The following is an 18,545-nucleotide window of genomic DNA, read 5'->3' on the forward strand; positions in this document are numbered from 1 at the left end:
GGGAGGAATCCGGGAAAGGCAGCGCGGCGGCGCCGTCTGCCTTTCCCGGGCCCCTGCTAAACCTCTTCTACGGAACTGGGCTCTGCACGAGACAGATCGATGCCCAGTTCTTCCGCAGCCGTGAAGACTGCGTCATCAGAGTCACGCATTTCAATTGTGGTTCCGTCCGTGGAAAGCACTTCCACGTTCAGGCACAGCGACTGCATTTCCTTGATCAAGACCTTGAAGGACTCAGGAACGCCCGGCTCCGGGATGTTCTCGCCCTTGACTATGGCTTCGTAGACCTTCACACGACCATGGATGTCATCCGACTTGATCGTGAGGAGTTCCTGGAGCGTGTAGGCGGCGCCGTAAGCCTCTAGCGCCCACACTTCCATTTCACCGAAGCGCTGGCCACCGAACTGTGCCTTACCACCCAGCGGCTGCTGCGTGATCATGGAGTACGGGCCGGTGGAGCGTGCGTGGATCTTGTCGTCCACCAGGTGGTGGAGCTTCAGGATGTACATGTAGCCGACCGAGATCGGATCCGGGAACGGCTCGCCGGAGCGGCCGTCAAACAGGCGGGTCTTGCCTGAGGAGTTGATCAGGCGGACGCCGTCGCGGGTGACGTTGGTGGAATCGAGGAGACCAGTGATTTCCTCTTCACGCGCACCGTCGAAGACCGGCGTTGCAACAGTGGTCGAGCCACTCTCGCGCGGCAGGTTCGGCAGCTGCTTGACCCATTCGGGCTCGCCCTCGATCTTCCAGCCGGTCTTGGCAACCCAGCCGAGGTGCGTTTCCAGCACCTGGCCGACGTTCATACGGCCCGGAACACCCAGCGGGTTCAGGACGATATCAACGGGGGTACCGTCGGCAAGGAAGGGCATGTCCTCGATCGGAAGGATCTTGGAGATAACACCCTTGTTGCCGTGACGGCCGGCGAGCTTGTCGCCGTCGGTGATCTTGCGCTTGGCAGCGACGTACACGCGGACCAGCTGGTTGACGCCCGGGGGCAGCTCGTCGTCGTTGTCGCGGTCGAAGACGCGGACACCGATCACGGTGCCGGACTCGCCGTGCGGAACCTTCAGGGAGGTGTCGCGCACTTCGCGGGACTTCTCACCGAAGATGGCGCGCAGCAGGCGCTCTTCCGGGGTCAGCTCGGTCTCGCCCTTGGGAGTGACCTTGCCGACCAGGATGTCGCCGGCTTCAACCTCGGCGCCGATGTGGATGATGCCACGCTCGTCCAGGCCTGCCAGGACTTCCTCGGACACGTTCGGGATGTCACGGGTGATTTCCTCGGCACCAAGCTTGGTGTCGCGGGCATCGATCTCGTGCTCCTCGATGTGGATGGAGGAAAGAACGTCCTCAGCCACGATCCGCTGGGACAGGATGATGGCATCCTCGAAGTTGTGGCCTTCCCATGACATGAATGCCACGAGCAGGTTTTTACCGAGGGCAAGTTCGCCCTGGTCCGTTGCCGGGCCGTCAGCGATGATACCGCCGACCTCAAGGCGCTGGCCTTCGCTCACCAGAACGCGGTGGTTGTAGCAGTTGCCCTGGTTGGAACGGGCGAACTTGTTGATCCGGTAGTTGGTTTCCGTACCGTCGTCGTTGAGCATGATGACCAGCTCAGCGGAGACCTCGGTGACCACGCCTGCCTTCTTCGCGATGACAACGTCACCGGCGTCGACTGCAGCTGCGCGCTCCATGCCGGTACCGACGAACGGTGCCTCGGAGCGGACAAGCGGCACGGCCTGGCGCTGCATGTTGGCACCCATGAGGGCGCGGTTAGCATCGTCATGCTCGAGGAACGGGATCAGGGCGGTGGCCACGGACACCATCTGGCGCGGGGAAACGTCCATGAACTCGACCTCGGCGGCGGGAACCAGCACGGGCTCGCCTCCACCACCACGGGCACGGACGAGGACGGTCTCTTCGGCGAACTTCTTGTTCCCGTCCAGCGGAGCGTTGGCCTGCGCGATCAGGACCTCGGCCTCGTCGTCGGCCGTGAGGTACTGGACCTCATCGGACACGACGCCCTCGGACACGAGACGGTAAGGCGTCTCGATGAACCCGAACGGGTTGATGCGTCCGTAGGAAGCCAACGAACCGATCAGGCCAATGTTCGGGCCTTCAGGAGTTTCGATGGGGCACATACGTCCGTAGTGGGACGGGTGAACGTCCCGGACTTCCATGCCTGCACGGTCACGGGACAGACCACCCGGGCCCAGGGCAGACAGACGGCGCTTGTGGGTCAGACCCGAGAGCGGGTTGTTCTGGTCCATGAACTGTGACAGCTGGGACGTTCCGAAGAACTCCTTGATGGCTGCCACAACGGGACGGATGTTGATCAGCGTCTGCGGCGTGATGGCCTCGACGTCCTGGGTCGTCATACGCTCGCGGACGACGCGCTCCATGCGGGACAGGCCGGTGCGGACCTGGTTCTCGATGAGCTCGCCGACGGCGCGGATGCGGCGGTTGCCGAAGTGGTCGATGTCATCGATCTCAACGCGCAGCTCGTGATCCTGGCCGTCGCGCTTGCCCGTGAGGGTCTTCTCGCCGGCGTGCAGTGCAACCAGGAACTTGATCATGGCGACGATGTCTTCAACGTGCAGGACAGACGCTTCCTTGTCACCAAGGGAGCGGTCGATGCCGAGCTTGCGGTTGATCTTGTAACGGCCGACCTTGGCCAGATCGTAGCGCTTGGAGTTGAAGTACAGGTTGTCCAGCAGGGACTGGGCAGCCTCGACGGTGGGCGGCTCGCCCGGTCGCAGCTTCCGGTAGATGTCCAGCAAGGCGTCTTCGCGGGTTTCGGTGGCGTCCTTCTCCAGCGTTGCGCGCATGGAGTCGTACTGGCCGAACTCTTCGAGGATCTGGCCTTCGGTCCAGCCGAGGGCCTTCAGCAGTACCGTGACGGACTGCTTGCGCTTGCGGTCGAGGCGAACGCCGACCTGGTCGCGCTTGTCGATCTCAAGTTCGAACCAGGCGCCGCGGGACGGGATGATCTTCGCGGTGAAGATGTCCTTGTCACTGGTCTTGTCCGCGGTGCGCTCGAAATAAGCGCCCGGGGAACGGACCAGCTGGGAGACAACAACACGCTCGGTGCCGTTGACGACGAAGGTACCCTTTTCGGTCATCAGCGGGAAGTCACCCATGAACACGGTCTGCTGCTTGATTTCGCCCGTGTTGTTGTTCATGAATTCGGCCTTGACGTACAGCGGCGCCGAGTATGTAGCGTCCCGGTCCTTGCACTCAGCCATGGTGTACTTCGGATCAGCGAACTCCGGCTCGGAGAAGCTCAGGGACATGGTGCCCTGGAAGTCCTCGATCGGGGAGATCTCTTCAAAGATGTCAGAAAGACCGGAGGAGGTGGCGACGCTGAGGTCGCCTTCTTCGGTGGCCTTCGCTACGCGGGCCTGCCAGCGTTCATTTCCGACCAGCCAGTCGAAGCTGTCCGTTTGCAGGGCAAGCAGATTCGGAACATCAAGAGGTTCGTGAATCTTAGCGAATGAGAGCCGCCGGGTTGCACCGTCGGTGCTTTCGGCATTGATAGCGGTTGCAGCGTTGTTTACATTAGAGGTGCTCGAGGCGACCAAGAGGGATCCTTCCACAGACCTTCAGGCGTTTTCAGATCTCCCCCGCTATGCACGCTGCGGAATGACTCCGCAGTGCTACCAGTCCGGTTCCGCTATATGACCCGGGACCCGCGCTGTCCATATTGGTGCACGTGGTAGACGGCACATTGATGGCGCAGCTGCCAGGCTAAGCCCACCGCTATATGAAGGCTGAAGGTAAACAGGGAAGACGCAAATATCTACGATACGGCAAAGCAACCTACTTGTCTACCCCACTTCCGTTCCGATTGCAAGCACTGCCGTGCGGCTTCCTTGAGCTTGCTCGAGTTCGCCGGCTTTCGACGCCGCGCACGCCGGCGCCTGCCCGCGCCTGCCCGGCCAATGGCGGCAGGCTCAAGGCCGGGAATGGATCAGTGACGGGGCTCACGATAACCTAGGCATACATCGTTAATGATCGGAAGAGAAAACAATGAGCAACTCCGCGGACAACAATGATGTTGTCATCCTTGCCGCCGCCCGCACGCCCCAGGGCCGTCTCAACGGCCAGCTGGCGAGCTTCACGGCCGTAGAGCTCGGCGCCCACGCCATCCGGTCAGCCCTGGCGGCCAGCGGGGTGAAGGCCGACCAGGTGGACGCCGTGGTCATGGGCCAAGTGCTCCAGGCCGGAGCAGGCCAGAATCCTGCCCGCCAGAGCGCCATCGCGGCCGGCATCGGCTGGAACGTCCCCACCGTCACCATCAACAAGGTCTGCCTCTCGGGCCTCACCGCAGTGATTGACGCAGCCCGGATGATCCGCAGCGGCGACGCCACCGTCGTCGTCGCCGGCGGCCAGGAGTCCATGACCCGGGCCCCGCACATCCTGCCGGGTTCCCGGCAGGGCTGGACCTACGGCACTGTCCAGGCGCTGGACGTCGCCGCCCACGACGGCCTGACGGATGCCTTTGACGGCCAATCCATGGGTTTGTCGACGGAGAGCAAGAATCTCACCCTCGGCATCGACCGTGCCTCCCAGGACGAGGTCGCGGCCAGCTCGCACCAGCGCGCCGCCAGGGCAGCGAAGGACGGGCTGTTTGACGGCGAGATTGCGCCGATCAGCATCAAGCAGCGCAAGGGCGATCCGGTGGTCGTGGCCAAGGACGAGGGCATCCGCCCTGACACCACCGCCGAGTCCCTCGCGGGCCTGCGCGCCGCGTTCGTCACGGACGGAACGATCACCGCGGGCAACTCTTCTCCCCTCTCCGACGGTGCCGCTGCCCTCGTGCTCTCGTCGCGGAGATTCGCCGAGGACAACGGGCTGGAGTACCTTGCCGTGGTCGGCAAGCCCGGACAGGTGGCCGGGCCCGATAACTCGTTGCACTCCCAGCCCTCCACTGCGATCAGGAGCGCACTGGACAAGGCCGGCTGGTCCACCGCGGACCTGGACTTCATCGAGATCAACGAGGCGTTCGGCTCCGTGGCGGTCCAGTCACTCAAGGACCTGGACTACCCGTTGGAGAAGTGCAACATCCACGGCGGCGCCATCGCGCTGGGACACCCGATCGGCGCCTCCGGTGCCCGGCTCGCCCTGCACGCAGCGCACGAACTGAAGCGCCGGGGCAGCGGCAAGGCTGCCGTTTCGCTGTGCGGCGGAGGCGGCCAGGGCGAAGCCCTCCTGCTCTACCGCGACTGAGCCGGCCGTGACGGACAAAGAGCCGGCCGGCGCCGTCGAACTCCGGTCCGACGGCGGTGCTGGCGCGTCCGGTGTCGGCCGGGAGCGCTTCCTGGCCGACGCCGCGGCGCGCGGGCTTGAGGTCCGGGTGGTCGAGCGCCTCGCCGCAAACAGCCTCGAGGAGGCGGCGCAGATTCTGGGGATCCAGCCGGCGGACATCGTAAAATCGCTCGTCGTCAAACACAAGGACGGCAGCTTCCTGTTCGCCCTGATTCCCGGCGACCGGCAGATTTCCTGGCCCAAGCTCCGGGCCTTGGTGGGCGTCAACAAGTTGTCGCTGCCGACGGCGGACGTCGCCCTGGCGGCCACGGGCTACGCGCGCGGAACCATCACGCCGCTCGGCAGCACTGCAGCGTGGCCGGTATACGCCGACCGGACCATCACGGGCCGGCGCATTTCGATGGGTGCCGGGGAGCACGGCTACAGCGCCTTCGTCGACGCCGACGCCCTGACGGCGGCCCTGGGCGCCGTCGTCGCGGACATCTCCGAGCCTAACTAGTCCTCATTTTCGTTACTTCGTCGGGGGTTGAGGCCTAGTCTTCGCGCCCGGGAGGACATGTCCAGTCTTCGCCCCGGGGACAGGGCATGACCGGAATATGTCCATCCGCCGGCCCCGGCGCGGGGCATGTCCTGATCCGGGGGCACGTGCAGTGGCTCAGCTGGGGGCGTCGGGCCACTTCCCCGGGAGGACATGTCCAGTGTTCGCCCCGGGGACAGGGCATGACCGGAATATGTCCATCCGCCGGCCCCGGCGCGGGGCATGTCCTGATCCGGTGGTCATTTTCGCTTAGGCCGTCGGGGTCAGGCTGCCGGTGCGTGCTCGTGGCTGCTCAGGCGTAGCAGCTGGCCGCTTACAGTTGAGGCCGGTGGTGTATTCCGGTCGACCCGGCCGGCTGGTCGAGGACCTTGAAACCGCCGCCGGTGATGGCCTGGCGCGACACCGCCTGCGGCCTCTACCTCAACGACCCCACCGCCTGGACCTGACCCCCGATGAACTAACGAATAAGCCCACTGGCGCTGGCGGGCTAACTCCTCCGGCCCAACGGACAACGCGGGGTCACTTTGCGCCCATCCCGGTGCCGGGATGGGCGCAAAGTGACCCCGCGTTGCTGCCCGGAACGCAGGAAACCCCGCCCACCGGAGTGGACGGGGTTTCCCTGAACAGACTGGGAACGGGACGTTTCCGCCCACTCCCGGAGCAGCGTGTTACTTGAGGGTAACGCGGGCGCCAGCTTCTTCGAGCTGTGCAACAGCCTTCTCGGCAGCTTCCTTGGTGACGCCTTCGACAATAGCCTTGGGAGCGCTGTCAACCAGGTCCTTGGCTTCCTTGAGGCCCAGGGAAGTGATTGCGCGAACTTCCTTGATGACTGCAATCTTCTTGTCGCCCGGGTGTTCCAGGATGACGTCGAATGCCGTCTGCTCTTCTTCTTCTGCAGCACCACCGGCAGCGGGGCCAGCAACGGCAACGGCAGCGGCGGTAACTTCGAAGGTCTCTTCGAAGAGCTTTACGAACTCAGAGAGCTCGATGATGGTCAGTTCCTTGAAAGCTTCAATGAGCTCTTCGTTGGTGAGCTTCGCCATGGTGTGGCGTCCTTCCTATAGTGGTGTTCGGCGGCCCTGGGGCATGCCATCACACCGGAGTCTGATGTGAAAGAGAGTTAGTTCTCTTCGGGGGCTGCGGCTTCGGCCGGAGCCTCAGCTGCTGCATCTGCTGCCGGAGCGTCAGCGTCGGCCGGGGCTTCTTCAGCGGCAGGCGCCTCGGCTTCTGCCGGCGCGCCGTTCTCTTCTTCAAGCTTGAGGCGCAGGGCGTCGATGATGCGGACAGCGGCGGCAGCAGGAGCCTTGAGGATGCCTGCAACCTTGGCGAGCTGCAGCTCGCGGGACTCGAGTGCTGCCAGGGCAGCGACTTCGCTGGCGTTCAGTGCCTTGCCCTCGAAGTAACCGGTCTTGATAACCAGCTGCTTGTTGGTCTTGGCAAAATCCGTCAGGCTCTTGGCAGCGGCAACTGCGTCACCCTTGATGAACGCGATTGCAGTGGGGCCGGCGAGCTGACCGTCGAATGCTTCGACACCAGCTTCCTTGGCTGCAATGGCGGTCAGGGTGTTCTTGACGACCGAGAACTTGGTGTCCTGGCCGAGAGAGACACGCAGCTGCTTGAGCTGTGCAACGGTGAGCCCGCGGTATTCGGTCAGGACAGCGGCGTTCGATTCCTTGAAATCGTTAGTGATCTCAGCTACTGCTGAAACCTTGCTAGGCGTTGCCATAACCCTCCTTCCGGGGATAGTGCCGGTGATTCCCGGTCCCCGCTCAACAGAGCTAAAACTAAAAAACGCCCCGCGCAGATGCACGGGGCTTGTCTCGACGCGGTCAATGACTGCGGAGCTTTGCTTCGTTCACCTGCGCCGGCCGCCCTATGTTCAGGGTCCTTCGTCTGGAGATCCACTGGCTCTCCCCGGCGCGACTGCAGAAGTGAGTCTTGCTTGGGAGAGTGGATTTCCAACAACCGACGGTCTTTGGTCCTCCAAGCGTACGGGACGCGGTGCGTGTGCTGCAAATCGGGGCGCAACAGGTTCAGCCGCCCGGTGTTCAGCTGATGCTTGGCCCGAAGTCCGGCAGTTCTTTTTGCCAGATCCCCGTCACGCCCGCAGTGGTGAAGCCGAGCTGCTGGTTGACCTTGAGCAGGTACCGGTTTTCCGGGGCGTTCCAGGTGTAGAGGACCCTGGCGTCCGGGAATTGTTCGGTGAGCCGTTCCATGTTGGCAACCTTGATCAGCAGGCCGAGCTTATTGCCGCGGTGCTCCTGCAGGACCACCGTGTCATCCTGGAACACGACGTCGGGGCGCAGCCCGAGGACGCTGATGGTGGTCAGGCCAACGAGCTCACCGCTGGCGATGTGTTCGACGGCGGTGACTACCGTCCGGCGGCCCTGCGCGATGGCGACTTCTTCGGCCTCGCGGAGGATGCCGCCGTCGAACACCATGTCTTCAGCTTCGGCGCCCGGCACCCCGTCCTCGCCCGCCCGGTTTTCCAGCGCCGCCACGGCTTCGAGCCACTGGTCCGGGCACCGGTCCGTCCAGTGGTGCAGGCAGTAGCGGCCCCCGTTGGCTTCCTCGGCCTCGGCCTCCAGCTCGGCGACGAGCATGCTGTCCAGCGGAAGGGCGCAGGAACTGAACTGTTCGATGTGCTGCAGGGTGTAGCCGGTGTGCCGGGCGAACTCCACCTCGCGGCTGCCCAGCGGAACGAAGCCGAGGCCGCTGCCGGGCACGAGCTGCCCGGCCTCGCTGTCGCCCAGCGACGCACCCGGATGGTTGGTGTCGATCAGGATGGTGTGCCGGCCCTCGTCGCGGGCGAAGTGTTCCGCGGCCTCGAGCAGTTGCCGGCCCACGCCCTGGCCCTGGAACTCCGGCAGGATGTCGAGAGTGAATTCGGCGAGGTCGAGGTTGTCCGCAAGCGGCAGCGCGATGTCGACGGTCCCGACGATCTCGCCGCCGATCCTGGCCACGAGGATCACCTGGCGTTCATAGGGGTCCGCCATTTCGAGCAACTTTTCCTGCGGGGCGTACGCGAGGTCGTCGCTCCCCCAGGTCTGCATGCGCACCTTGCGGCCCACTTCGATGGCGGCCAGGAAGTCGGCCGCGTCCGGCCCGTCCACGGAGTCCGGGATCCACAGCTGCTCAATCCGCACATCGTTTGCCATAGAGGACATCATCTCAGCCGTTCTGCCATCCACTACGGGTGCCGGAAACCCGGCTTAGCCCGGGCTTCAACCGCCAGCATATGCCGGTTTGGTCCGCCGTTCCATGGGTTGCTTCCTGCGCCTCTGACCGGCGTCACTCGCGGGGCCCGCGGCCGTCCGGGCCGGCGGCCGCGACGACCCGCTGCCATTCGCCGTCGTACCCCGCGGGCCGGAAGCCGAGCGCGATGTTGATCGCCAGCATGTGGTCGTTTTCCTCGGCGTTGAACGTGATCACGCGTTCCACTCCCGGGTACTCGGACCGGAGCCGGCGCAGGTTACGGATCTTGACCAGCAGGCCCAGCCGGTGCCCGCGGTGGCTGGCTGCCACCAGGGTGTCGTCCTGATCGGCCAGCCACGGTTTCATCGGCGAGAGCTGCAGTACCGAGTACGCGGCCAGTTCCCCGCTGCCGCGGTGCCTCGCGGCCGCCACGAGGGTGGTCAGGCCGGCCCGCTTCCAGGTGTCTTCGACGTGACGGACCCGTGCCACGTCCCACCGCTCCGGGTCATAGCTGAGCTCTCCGGTGGGCGCGTCCGTGCTCATCTTGGACATCAGCACGGCCAGCTGCTCGGCACGACCGTCCGGGCAGCGGTCTGTCCAGGACTCCAGCTCATACTCGTCCCCCGCCCTGGTTAGCGCCTCCCGCTCCAGGCCATCCCAGGTGGCGGCGTGTTGCGGCACGTCCAAGGCACTGAAGCGCTCCACCTGCTCCAGGCGGTAGCCGGCCTTCACCGCAAAGCGGACGCCCCGCGCCTCAGCGGGCAGCGCTCCGGATCCGGTGGCGGGCCTCAGCACGGCCGGCCCGTCGACGTCGAAATCGGCGGGGTGCTCCGTGAAGCTCTGCAGGATAGTGCGTCCCTCCGCGAGGGCCAGTTCCTCTGCGTGCCGGAGTAAGGTCCTGCCGATCCCCCGGCCGCAAAACTCCTTGAGTACTTCGACGTGGATCAGGGCGCTGCCGAGGTTTTCCTGCTGTTCACACCGGACCCACGACCGGCCCACCATCCGGTCGTCCTGCCGCACGAAAAAGAGCCGGATCTGCCGGTAGGAGTGGTCCCGCCAGAAGTGGAGCCGGGCCGCGGGCGGTGTTGCGCGGTCCAGGTTGCCCCACGCGGCGAGCGTCATGGCGTCGCACAGTTCCCCGAGTTCCAGGAAATCGCCGGCGTCGGCGGAATCCACGGCGGCCGGGAGGACGAGGGGTTCGATGAGGTACGGCGCAGTCGTCACCGGGCCAGCCTAACCGGCTCACTGAATGCAAGAAAGACCGCCCCGCGGATGCGGGACGGTCTTTTCTGCTGCTTACTGTAAGACAGGTGAGGCTTAGACCTCGGTCAGGACCTTGGTGACGTTGGGGTCAACCGAGATGCCCGGGCCAAACGTGGTGGCGACGGTAGCCTTCTGGATGTAGCGTCCCTTGGAAGCGGACGGCTTGAGGCGAAGGACCTCTTCCAGAGCGGCTGCGTAGTTCTCGGCCAGCTTCATGGCGTCGAACGAAACCTTGCCGATGATGAAGTGCAGGTTCGAGTGCTTGTCGACGCGGAAGTCGATCTTGCCGCCCTTGATGTCGTTGACGGCCTTGGCGACGTCAGCGGTCACGGTGCCAGTCTTCGGGTTCGGCATCAGGTTACGAGGACCCAGGACCTTACCGAGGCGGCCAACCTTGCCCATGAGGTCAGGGGTGGCGACGGCAGCGTCGAAGTCGGTCCAGCCGGCTGCGATCTTTTCGATCAGGTCATCGGAACCAACGAAGTCGGCGCCGGCAGCGATTGCTGCCTCGGCCTTGTCGCCCGTCGCGAAGACGAGGACGCGGGCGACCTTACCCGTGCCGTGCGGCAGGATAACGGTGCCGCGGACCATCTGGTCGGCCTTGCGAGGGTCAACGCCCAGGCGGAAAGCAACCTCAACGGTGGCGTCGAACTTGGACGGGTTGGTGTCCTTGGCCAGCGTCACTGCCTCGAACGGCGCGTAGAACTTCTCCGCGTCGATCTTGGCGGCGGCTGCCTCATATGCTTTGCTGCGCTTTGCCATGCTGCTTATTCTCCTTGTGCAGTTGTGGTCTGCGGACCGCGCTGGGCCCTGCCACAGTCGGATTTCCGGCTGTTTTATCCGGACCGGATTTCCGACATTTCAATGTTTAGGTGGTGCCGGTTGCCCGGCGGTGCTGGACGGCGTCGACGCCGGTTGCCCGGTTCCGGTGCCGCATCAGCGGAAAGGCAATCAGCCTTCGACGGTGATACCCATGGAGCGGGCGGTGCCGGCGATGATCTTCGCGGCGCCTTCCAGGCTGGTGGCGTTGAGGTCTTCCATCTTGGTGGTGGCGATCTCGTTGACCTGGGCCTGGGTCAGCTTGGCAACCTTGACGGTGTGCGGGGTGGGTGAACCCTTGGCAACGCCTGCAGCCTTCTTGATGAGTTCCGCGGCTGGCGGGGTCTTGGTGATGAACGTGAATGAACGGTCCTCGTAGACCGTGATTTCAACCGGAATAACGTTGCCGCGCTGGGCTTCCGTCGCAGCGTTGTACGCCTTGCAGAATTCCATGATGTTGACACCGTGCTGGCCAAGCGCAGGACCGATCGGCGGGGCCGGGTTAGCGGCACCTGCCTGGATCTGCAGCTTGATGAGGCCGGTGACCTTCTTCTTGGGAGCCAATGTAGGGTCCTTCTCTCAATTACGTCCTGGGACACAGGAGCGTGCCTCAGGTTGGTGGCCGCCATGGCGAGGCGGCCGGCCGCCTCGGGCTGCTAAGCGGGCAGTCCGGTGCGAATTCTGTGCGGAAAGCTAGATCTTGCTGACCTGGTTGAACGCCAGGGTGACCGGGGTCTCGCGCTCGAAGATGGAGACCAGCACCACGAGGGTCTGGGAATCCACCTTGATCTCGGAGATCGTGGCAGGAAGGGTCTCGAAGGGGCCCTCCTTGACGATGACCGACTCGCCGACCTCGAAGTCGACGTCGACGTGCGCGGCGGCGTGCTTGACGGGTTTGCCCTTCTCGGCCTGCTCTTCTTCGAAGACCGGGGCGAGCATGGAGAAGACCTCGTCGAGGCGCAGCGGAACCGGGTTGTGGGCGTTCCCCACGAAGCCGGTAACACCGGGCGTGTGGCGGACGGCGCCCCAGGAGGCATCTGTCAGATCCATGCGGACCAGGACGTAGCCGGGGATGCGGACACGGTTGATAACCTTGCGCTGGGCGTTCTTGATCTCAACGACTTCCTCCATCGGAACCTGGATTTCGAAGATGTAATCTTCCATGTCCAGGGTCTGGATGCGGGTCTCAAGGTTTGCCTTGACGCGGTTTTCGTAACCTGCGTAGGAGTGGATGACGTACCAGTCACCCTCCTGGCGGCGCAGCTTGGCCTTGAACTCATCGGCCGGGTCCACCTCGGCGGCAGCAGCGGCGGCAACCAGAACGTCGCCGGACTCGTCTGCTTCTTCGTCGGTTGCTTCCGCGCCGGACTCGCCTGCTTCGTCGTCGGTCTCTGCGTCGCCGGACTCGTCTGCTTCTTCGTCGCCGGTTGCTTCCTCGCCGGACTCGCCGGCTTCTTCATCGGCTACAGCCTCGTCGGCGACGTCGGATTCGGGCGCAGCAGACACAGCCTCGGACTCTTCCCCGGCTTCCACCGCGGCGTCCTGGCTCTTATCCAGCTCAGTCTCGGTTACCTCGAGCTCCTGCTCAGACACTTGGTCTCCTGCTTCCTCATTGCCTAACATGCCTATTTAAATGACTCAATTCCGCACACTCCGCGGACGCTCCCGTTACCCGGGAAATTCCACGCAGTCTGCGGACCGGTCGCGTCAGCGGTCCGTGGCGCCCTTACCGCCGAAGACCCAGCTCACTCCGGTCCCGAAGGCCAGGTCCAGCAGGGTGACGATGAGCATCATGATGACCACGAACACCAGCACCACGAGCGTGTAGTTGATCAGTTCCTTGCGGGTCGGTGCGACGACCTTCTTCAGTTCGCCGATTACCTGGCGGACGAAGAGCGCAATGCGAGCGAAGAAGCCAGCCCTGGCGGCATTCTTGGCGGGGCGGCCCTTGGAGCTGCTGGCAGCTGTTTCGGTCACCTGGTCCTCACTCATCCTCGCAATGTCGGATACCCGGCTCTAAACTGAACCATGGTTGCTGCGCCTGCTCCGGTTCACCCGGAACAGCTTGCGCAGGGCAGACAGGACTCGAACCTGCAACCTGCGGTTTTGGAGACCGCTGCGCTACCAATTGCGCCACTACCCTATGGATCGAAAACCCATCCGACTGCGCTTACCCCAGACTTTCCTGAGGCGCAGACCATCATCGTGTTTTCAACACCGGAGAACCAGTCTACGCAACAACTGCGCCTACGTCGAACCGGGCTCTTCCGGACACCCTGGCGTGTCTGCGAAAAGCGCCTGACTCACCTGCAGTCACACTTCCACGCCGTCACCCCGGGCGATCCGCTGAACAGCATAGAGTAGATTTCGTCGAATCCCACAAGCAGCCCTCCAGCTCCAAGCGAAGAATGGACCCGCCATGCCTGCCGCCCGCATTTCACAGCGCATTTCCGCCATTGCCGAATCCGCCACACTGGCCGTCGATGCCAAGGCGAAGGCGCTGAAGGCGGCCGGCCGGCCGGTCATCGGCTTCGGCGCCGGGGAACCCGATTTCCCGACCCCCGGCTACATTGTGCAGGCCGCGATCGACGCCGCCAGCCAGCCGAAGTACCACCGCTACTCCCCTGCCGCCGGGTTGCCCGAGCTGAAGCAGGCCATCGCGGACAAGACCTTCCGGGATTCCGGCTACAAGGCCGAGGCTTCCCAGGTGCTGGTCACAAACGGCGGCAAACAGGCGGTCTACAACACCTTCGCTACCCTGCTGGATCCGGGCGACGAGGTCATTGTCCCGACGCCGTTCTGGACCACTTATCCGGAGGCGATCCGTCTTGCCGGCGGCGTGCCCGTCGAGGTGTTCGCCGGGCCGGAACAGGACTATCTGGTCACCGTGGAGCAGCTGGACGCCGCCCTCACGGACCGCACCAAGATCCTCCTCTTCGTCTCCCCGTCCAACCCCACCGGTGCCGTGTACTCGCCCGAGCAGGTCAGGGCAATCGGCCAGTGGGCTGCCTCCAAGGGACTGTGGGTGGTCACCGACGAGATCTACGAGCACCTGACCTACGACGGCGTGCCCTTCACCTCGATCGCCACTGCCGTCCCGGAACTGGGCGACAAGGTGGTCATCCTCAACGGCGTGGCCAAGACCTACGCCATGACCGGCTGGCGGGTGGGCTGGATGATCGGCCCGGCCGACGTCATCAAGGCCGCCACGAACCTGCAGTCGCACGCCACGTCCAACGTCTCGAACATCCCGCAGGTTGCGGCCCTCGCGGCGGTCTCCGGCCCGCTGACCGCCGTCGACGAGATGAAACTCGCTTTCGACCGCCGCCGCAAGGCTATTGTCGCGGGCCTGAACGCCATCGAGGGCGTTGAGTGTCCGACGCCGAAGGGTGCGTTCTACGTCTACGCGGACGTCCGCGCCCTGCTGGGCAAGGAATTCCCGTCCGCCAACGGACCGGTCCGGCCCGCGACGTCCGCCGAGCTGGCCGCGCTGATCCTGGACGAGGTCGAGGTTGCAGTGGTTCCGGGCGAGGCGTTCGGCCCCTCCGGCTACCTCCGCCTGTCCTACGCCCTGGGTGACGAGGACCTGGCCACCGGCGTCGCCCGTCTGCAGGACTTCCTCGGCAAGGCCAAATAGGATCCTCCGGGTCAGAGGAGGCGGCGTTCGGCCGCCCAGCGGGTCAGTTCGTGCCGGCTGGAGAGCTGGAGTTTGCGCAGCACCGCCGAGACGTGGGTTTCGACCGTCTTGATCGAGATGAACAGCTCCTTGGCGACTTCCTTGTAGCTGTAGCCGCGGGCAATCAGCCGCATCACCTCGAGTTCCCGGCCGGAGAGCCGGTCCAATTCGTCGTCGGCGATGTCCGCGGGTGCGGTGCCGAAGGCGTCCAGGACGAAGCCCGCGAGCCGGGGCGAAAAGACGGCGTCGCCCCCGGCGACCCGGCGGACGGCGTCGGAAATTTCCGCGCCGGAAATGGTCTTGGTGACATAGCCGCGCGCGCCCGCCCGGATGACCGAGACGACGTCTTCCGCCGCGTCGGAAACACTCAGGGCCAGGAACCGCGTGCTGCCCAGCAGCGGGACGGAGCCGGCAATCACCTCCCGGCCGCCGCCGCCGAGACCGCCGGGCAGGTGGACGTCCAGCAGCACGACGTCGGGGCGCACCGCGGCGATGACCGCAATGGCTTCGTCGACCGTTCCGGCTTCCCCCGCGACGACGATGGCGGTGTCCAGGTCGGCCTTGAGACCGGACCGGAAGATGGCGTGGTCATCCACGATGACGACACGGATTGCCCGGGGCGCCCCTCCTGTATCTGCGTTGCTCACAGTTTTACCTCTCCGTTGTCGGCGGTGGCCGTGCTGGCGGCCGTGGCGGCGGGCAGTGGCAGCCGGAGCCGGACCTCGGTGCCGTCCGGGTTGCTGCTGATGGCGGCGGTGCCGCCGTGCCTGATCATCCGGCCGATGATCGATTCGCGGACGCCGAGCCGGTCGGCGGGGACCGAATCCGGATCGAACCCGGGCCCGCGGTCCTTCACAAAGACTTCCGCGGCGCCGTCGGTCACTTCCAGGTAGACGGACACGGCGCCTCCGCCGTGGCGGGCAGCGTTGAGCATGGCCTCGCGGGCTGCCTGCACCAGGGCCTCGTGCCGTTCAGTCATGGCGCAGTCCCCCACACTCACGACTTCGACGGCGTGGCCCAGCGCATCTTCCACGTCCGCCGCGGCCACCTTGATGCCTTCCGACAGTTGCCCGGCTTCCTTGCCCGGGTCCCGGTACAGCCAGCCCCTCAGCTCGCGTTCCTGGGCGCGGGCGAGCCGCACGACGTCGTGCTCGTTGCCGGCGCGCCGCTGGATCAGCGCCAAAGTCTGGAGCACCGAGTCGTGCAGGTGGGCGGCGATCTCGGCCCGTTCCGTGGCTCGGACGCGGCCGGCGCGTTCCGCCTCGAGGTCGCGCCAGAACTTCAGCCCCCAGGGCAGTAGCACCAGGGCCACACCGCCGAGCACCGCGACGGAGGCCAGCAAAGCCAGCCAGGTCTGCTCCCACGAACCCGAGCCGGAGACCATCACCAGGACACCGGCCACTACCAGCGCGAGTCCGGCCGCGAGCCGGGCCCAGCCGCCGGCCTGGTCGGCCTTGGTCTTGTCCACGAGTCCCGCCCGGCGGGTCTCGTCCAATTGCATCCAGGCGATGGCGGCGCCGCCCAGAATGGCGGCCACCGGGATAAGGGTCCCCAGCGGAACATCCAGTCCGAGCAGCCGGGCGATCAGGATTCCCGCGGCCAGCAGCAGGCCGGATCCAAGCAGGATCTCCTTTCCGTACGGCATGCTCCGGACCCGGTTCGGCCAACGCCCCATAGCCGCAGTGGACGCAGCGGCCGCAGCGGCCGGGCCCCGGGTCGGTGCCGGAGCGTCCTGCGCCCCAGGGTCCCCCGCGAAGAAGGGGCCCGTGGACTGCGACGGCAAATCCGGGGGTGCCCCGTAGCCTGCAGGCGCGGGGCCCTGGTAAGCACCCGGGTAAGGGTCGACAAACGGCGCGCTCACCGCCGGGGCAATGGGCGACGCCGGAAGGCGGGCATTGCGCTTGGCGCTTTCGTCCGCCGTGGGGACCATGATCCAGAGCCAGGCGTAGAACGCGACGCCGGCGCCGCCGGCGAGCGCCGCGACCACCATGCCGATCCGGACCATCCGCACCGGCCAGCCCAAGTGATTGGCGAGGCCCGCGCACACGCCGGCAATCACACGGTCGCCGCCGCGGACCAGCGGCGGGCGGGGAACGGCGGTTGTCATGCATCAATCCAAGCACGGATCAGGGTTCCCCGGACCGGTTTTCGCCCCCGACCAGGGATGACTCAGGGACAGTTCAGGGTATCCCCCAGTAGAGCGGAAACGCCGCGAACGGGAGGATCGAAGTATGAATCCGCACACTCCGCACCCCGATGAAAGCCAGGACCCGTCCAGCCCCGCGGCGGGCAGTGGACCCTCCGAAGCCTCTTCCGCCGCCTCGGAGACTCCGGCCTCCCCTCCGGCCGGCACTTCCCCGACCATCCCGTTGGATTTTCCGGCGGACGCCGGCGCCCAGAGCGCACCGGACGTTCCGCGCAGCGGTCCCACTCCGGAGGCCCCGCCCTTGTATCCGCCCGGCGAGCCGGCCGGATCCGGCACCCTGCCCCCGCCCTACTACGGCGCCACACCTCCGCCGGCCGGTGCCCAGTCGCAGTCTTTTTTCGACTGGGTCCGGAGCCAGGGAATCCACCGCGGACGTGACCGCTGGGTAGGTGGCGTTGCCAGCGGCATCGCGCAGCGGCTCGGCGTCGACCCGCTGATCGTCCGCGGCATCTTCATTGTCCTGGCCATTTTCGCGGGCGTCGGCGTGCTCCTTTACGGTCTCGCCTGGGCGCTGCTGCCCGAGCCCGACGGACGGATCCACGTGCAGGAGGCCGCCGCGGGCCGGTGGAACGGCGGGATGACCGGCGCGTTGATCACCACCCTCATCGGCCTGCCCGGTCTGGGCAGCGGCGTCTGGGGCTGGGACCGCCACGGCTTCGGCGGTTTCATCTGGACCGTCGTCTGGCTGGGCGGCATCGGCTACCTCATCTACTACGTGGCCCGACGCCATAAGACCCGGAACGGAACAGACGGAATATCCTCGCGCGCCCATCCCGGCGGCCCGGCAAGCCATGCAGCCCCGGCCGGCCAGCCCAGCTACGGCCAGTCCGGGTATGACCAGTCATCGGTGCCCGGCCCGGCCTGGGACGCACCCCCGCCGTCCGGCCCGACGCCCCCACCCGGCGGCGGTTACCGCCCTGGCCCCGGCGGGGGTCCTGTCCTCCCGGCCAAGCCCCACAACCTTGGCCCCGGCGCCCCGGCCGTGGCAGTAACGGCCGGGCTCGCCCTCCTCGTCGGCGGCGGTCTCAAGGCGCTCGACGCCGCCCACGCGATCGGCCTCGGCGACTCAAGCAACGCCGTCGTGTGGGCAAGCGGGGCGGCTGTCCTGGGCCTCGGGATCCTCTTCGCCGGGCTCCGCGGACGCACCTCTGGCATCCTCGGGTTCTTCGCCGTGGTGGCCTTGATCATCGGCGGCATCTTCAACGTGGTCCCGAACGGCGACAGGTTCCGCTTCCAGAACGCCGACTGGTCCCCGGCCAGCATCGAGCAGGCGCGGGGCGGGTTTGAGATCACCGGCGGCAGGGGCACCGTTGACCTCACCAGGCTGGCACTCAACCCGCCGCTGGGCTCCGACGTCGTCGTCCCCGTCGACGTCACGGCGAGCAATGTGACCGTGATCATCCCGCAGACCGTGCCCGTGCAGATCCAGGCCGACATGACTATGGGCAACCTCAACGAGGGCGGCCGGAGCCACGGCGGCATGACCACCCAGCAGAACGACTACAACACGGGCCAGCCCGGGGCGCGGCTGATCCTCAGGATCTCCGGCACCGTGAGTAACGTGACGATCCAGGAAGGAAACTGAC

General features: G+C 65.7%; 15 protein-coding genes and 1 tRNA gene. 4 read left to right on the top strand and 12 right to left on the bottom strand.

Translation table 11 applies throughout. The features are described 5' to 3' along the window. Positions 1-56: 56 nt before the first annotated feature. A complete protein-coding gene (rpoB, locus tag ACQCSU_RS06895) occupies positions 57-3,575 on the bottom strand; it encodes a DNA-directed RNA polymerase subunit beta (RefSeq protein WP_426978988.1) in 3,519 nt (1,172 codons plus the stop codon). 448 nt (positions 3,576-4,023) lie between these two features. Here rpoB and ACQCSU_RS06900 point away from each other — a divergent pair, with 448 nt between their 5' ends. Both ACQCSU_RS06900 and ACQCSU_RS06905 read left to right on the top strand, forming a co-directional pair. Beyond that, positions 4,024-5,223, top strand: coding sequence for an acetyl-CoA C-acetyltransferase (locus tag ACQCSU_RS06900; RefSeq protein ID WP_426978990.1), 1,200 nt, complete (start codon positions 4,024-4,026; stop codon positions 5,221-5,223). A 91-nt stretch (positions 5,224-5,314) separates the two neighbouring features. Then, positions 5,315-5,761 (top strand): aminoacyl-tRNA deacylase, encoded by a 447-nt coding sequence (locus ACQCSU_RS06905; protein ID WP_426979736.1) that lies wholly within the window; start codon positions 5,315-5,317, stop codon positions 5,759-5,761. A 707-nt stretch (positions 5,762-6,468) separates the two neighbouring features. On the opposite strand, the gene rplL is transcribed toward ACQCSU_RS06905, so the two are convergent. The 9 genes from rplL to ACQCSU_RS06950 all read right to left on the bottom strand — a co-directional run bounded on the left by rplL (position 6,469) and on the right by ACQCSU_RS06950 (position 13,220). After that, complete coding sequence (gene rplL, locus ACQCSU_RS06910; RefSeq protein ID WP_426978992.1) at positions 6,469-6,843, bottom strand: 50S ribosomal protein L7/L12; 375 nt, start codon at positions 6,841-6,843, stop codon at positions 6,469-6,471. 77 nt (positions 6,844-6,920) lie between these two features. Next, entirely contained in the window at positions 6,921-7,526 is a 606-nt protein-coding gene (gene rplJ / locus ACQCSU_RS06915; RefSeq protein ID WP_426978994.1) for a 50S ribosomal protein L10, read from the bottom strand. A gap of 322 nt (positions 7,527-7,848) precedes the next feature. After that, positions 7,849-8,958 carry a GNAT family N-acetyltransferase gene (locus ACQCSU_RS06920; RefSeq protein ID WP_426978995.1) on the bottom strand — a complete coding sequence of 370 codons (1,110 nt, stop codon included), beginning with the start codon at positions 8,956-8,958 and terminating at the stop codon, positions 7,849-7,851. A gap of 133 nt (positions 8,959-9,091) precedes the next feature. Continuing rightward, positions 9,092-10,219, bottom strand: coding sequence for a GNAT family N-acetyltransferase (locus ACQCSU_RS06925; protein ID WP_426978997.1), 1,128 nt, complete (start codon positions 10,217-10,219; stop codon positions 9,092-9,094). 93 nt (positions 10,220-10,312) lie between these two features. Then, positions 10,313-11,020 carry a 50S ribosomal protein L1 gene (gene rplA / locus ACQCSU_RS06930; protein WP_354240704.1) on the bottom strand — a complete coding sequence of 236 codons (708 nt, stop codon included), beginning with the start codon at positions 11,018-11,020 and terminating at the stop codon, positions 10,313-10,315. Positions 11,021-11,209: 189 nt separating this feature from the next. Further along, complete coding sequence (gene rplK, locus ACQCSU_RS06935; RefSeq protein ID WP_024365990.1) at positions 11,210-11,641, bottom strand: 50S ribosomal protein L11; 432 nt, start codon at positions 11,639-11,641, stop codon at positions 11,210-11,212. Positions 11,642-11,770: 129 nt separating this feature from the next. Beyond that, complete coding sequence (gene nusG / locus ACQCSU_RS06940) at positions 11,771-12,670, bottom strand: transcription termination/antitermination protein NusG (RefSeq protein ID WP_426978998.1); 900 nt, start codon at positions 12,668-12,670, stop codon at positions 11,771-11,773. A 114-nt stretch (positions 12,671-12,784) separates the two neighbouring features. Next, positions 12,785-13,069 (bottom strand): preprotein translocase subunit SecE, encoded by a 285-nt coding sequence (gene secE / locus ACQCSU_RS06945; protein ID WP_426979000.1) that lies wholly within the window; start codon positions 13,067-13,069, stop codon positions 12,785-12,787. 78 nt (positions 13,070-13,147) lie between these two features. Next, positions 13,148-13,220: transfer RNA gene (locus ACQCSU_RS06950), tRNA-Trp, on the bottom strand. Between the two features lie 276 nt (positions 13,221-13,496). Here ACQCSU_RS06950 and ACQCSU_RS06955 point away from each other — a divergent pair. Further along, complete coding sequence (locus tag ACQCSU_RS06955) at positions 13,497-14,714, top strand: pyridoxal phosphate-dependent aminotransferase (RefSeq protein ID WP_426979001.1); 1,218 nt, start codon at positions 13,497-13,499, stop codon at positions 14,712-14,714. 11 nt (positions 14,715-14,725) lie between these two features. On the opposite strand, the gene ACQCSU_RS06960 is transcribed toward ACQCSU_RS06955, so the two are convergent. Then, on the bottom strand, positions 14,726-15,400 hold the full coding sequence (locus tag ACQCSU_RS06960; protein WP_426979003.1) for a LuxR C-terminal-related transcriptional regulator: 675 nt from the start codon (positions 15,398-15,400) through the stop codon (positions 14,726-14,728). After that, on the bottom strand, positions 15,397-16,860 hold the full coding sequence (locus ACQCSU_RS06965) for a PspC domain-containing protein (protein WP_426979005.1): 1,464 nt from the start codon (positions 16,858-16,860) through the stop codon (positions 15,397-15,399). Before ACQCSU_RS06965 ends, ACQCSU_RS06960 begins: the two co-directional genes overlap by 4 nt. Before the next feature lie 124 nt (positions 16,861-16,984). Here ACQCSU_RS06965 and ACQCSU_RS06970 point away from each other — a divergent pair, with 124 nt between their 5' ends. Continuing rightward, positions 16,985-18,544, top strand: coding sequence for a PspC domain-containing protein (locus tag ACQCSU_RS06970; RefSeq protein WP_426979007.1), 1,560 nt, complete (start codon positions 16,985-16,987; stop codon positions 18,542-18,544). Position 18,545: the final 1 nt, after the last annotated feature.

This window comes from Pseudarthrobacter sp. O4 (assembly GCF_050157025.1).
Taxonomy (GTDB): Bacteria; Actinomycetota; Actinomycetes; order Actinomycetales; family Micrococcaceae; genus Arthrobacter.

Bases quoted from the DNA above. Each gene is read 5' to 3' on its own strand.
- ACQCSU_RS06900 (WP_426978990.1), top strand. From the start codon at position 4,024: ATGAGCAACTCCGCGGACAACAATGATGTTGTCATCCTTGCCGCCGCC.
- secE (WP_426979000.1), bottom strand. From the start codon at position 13,069: ATGAGTGAGGACCAGGTGACCGAAACAGCTGCCAGCAGCTCCAAGGGC.
- ACQCSU_RS06920 (WP_426978995.1), bottom strand. From the start codon at position 8,958: ATGGCAAACGATGTGCGGATTGAGCAGCTGTGGATCCCGGACTCCGTG.
- rplJ (WP_426978994.1), bottom strand. From the start codon at position 7,526: ATGGCAACGCCTAGCAAGGTTTCAGCAGTAGCTGAGATCACTAACGAT.
- rplL (WP_426978992.1), bottom strand. From the start codon at position 6,843: ATGGCGAAGCTCACCAACGAAGAGCTCATTGAAGCTTTCAAGGAACTG.
- ACQCSU_RS06955 (WP_426979001.1), top strand. From the start codon at position 13,497: ATGCCTGCCGCCCGCATTTCACAGCGCATTTCCGCCATTGCCGAATCC.
- rplA (WP_354240704.1), bottom strand. From the start codon at position 11,020: ATGGCAAAGCGCAGCAAAGCATATGAGGCAGCCGCCGCCAAGATCGAC.
- ACQCSU_RS06970 (WP_426979007.1), top strand. From the start codon at position 16,985: ATGAATCCGCACACTCCGCACCCCGATGAAAGCCAGGACCCGTCCAGC.
- ACQCSU_RS06965 (WP_426979005.1), bottom strand. From the start codon at position 16,860: ATGACAACCGCCGTTCCCCGCCCGCCGCTGGTCCGCGGCGGCGACCGT.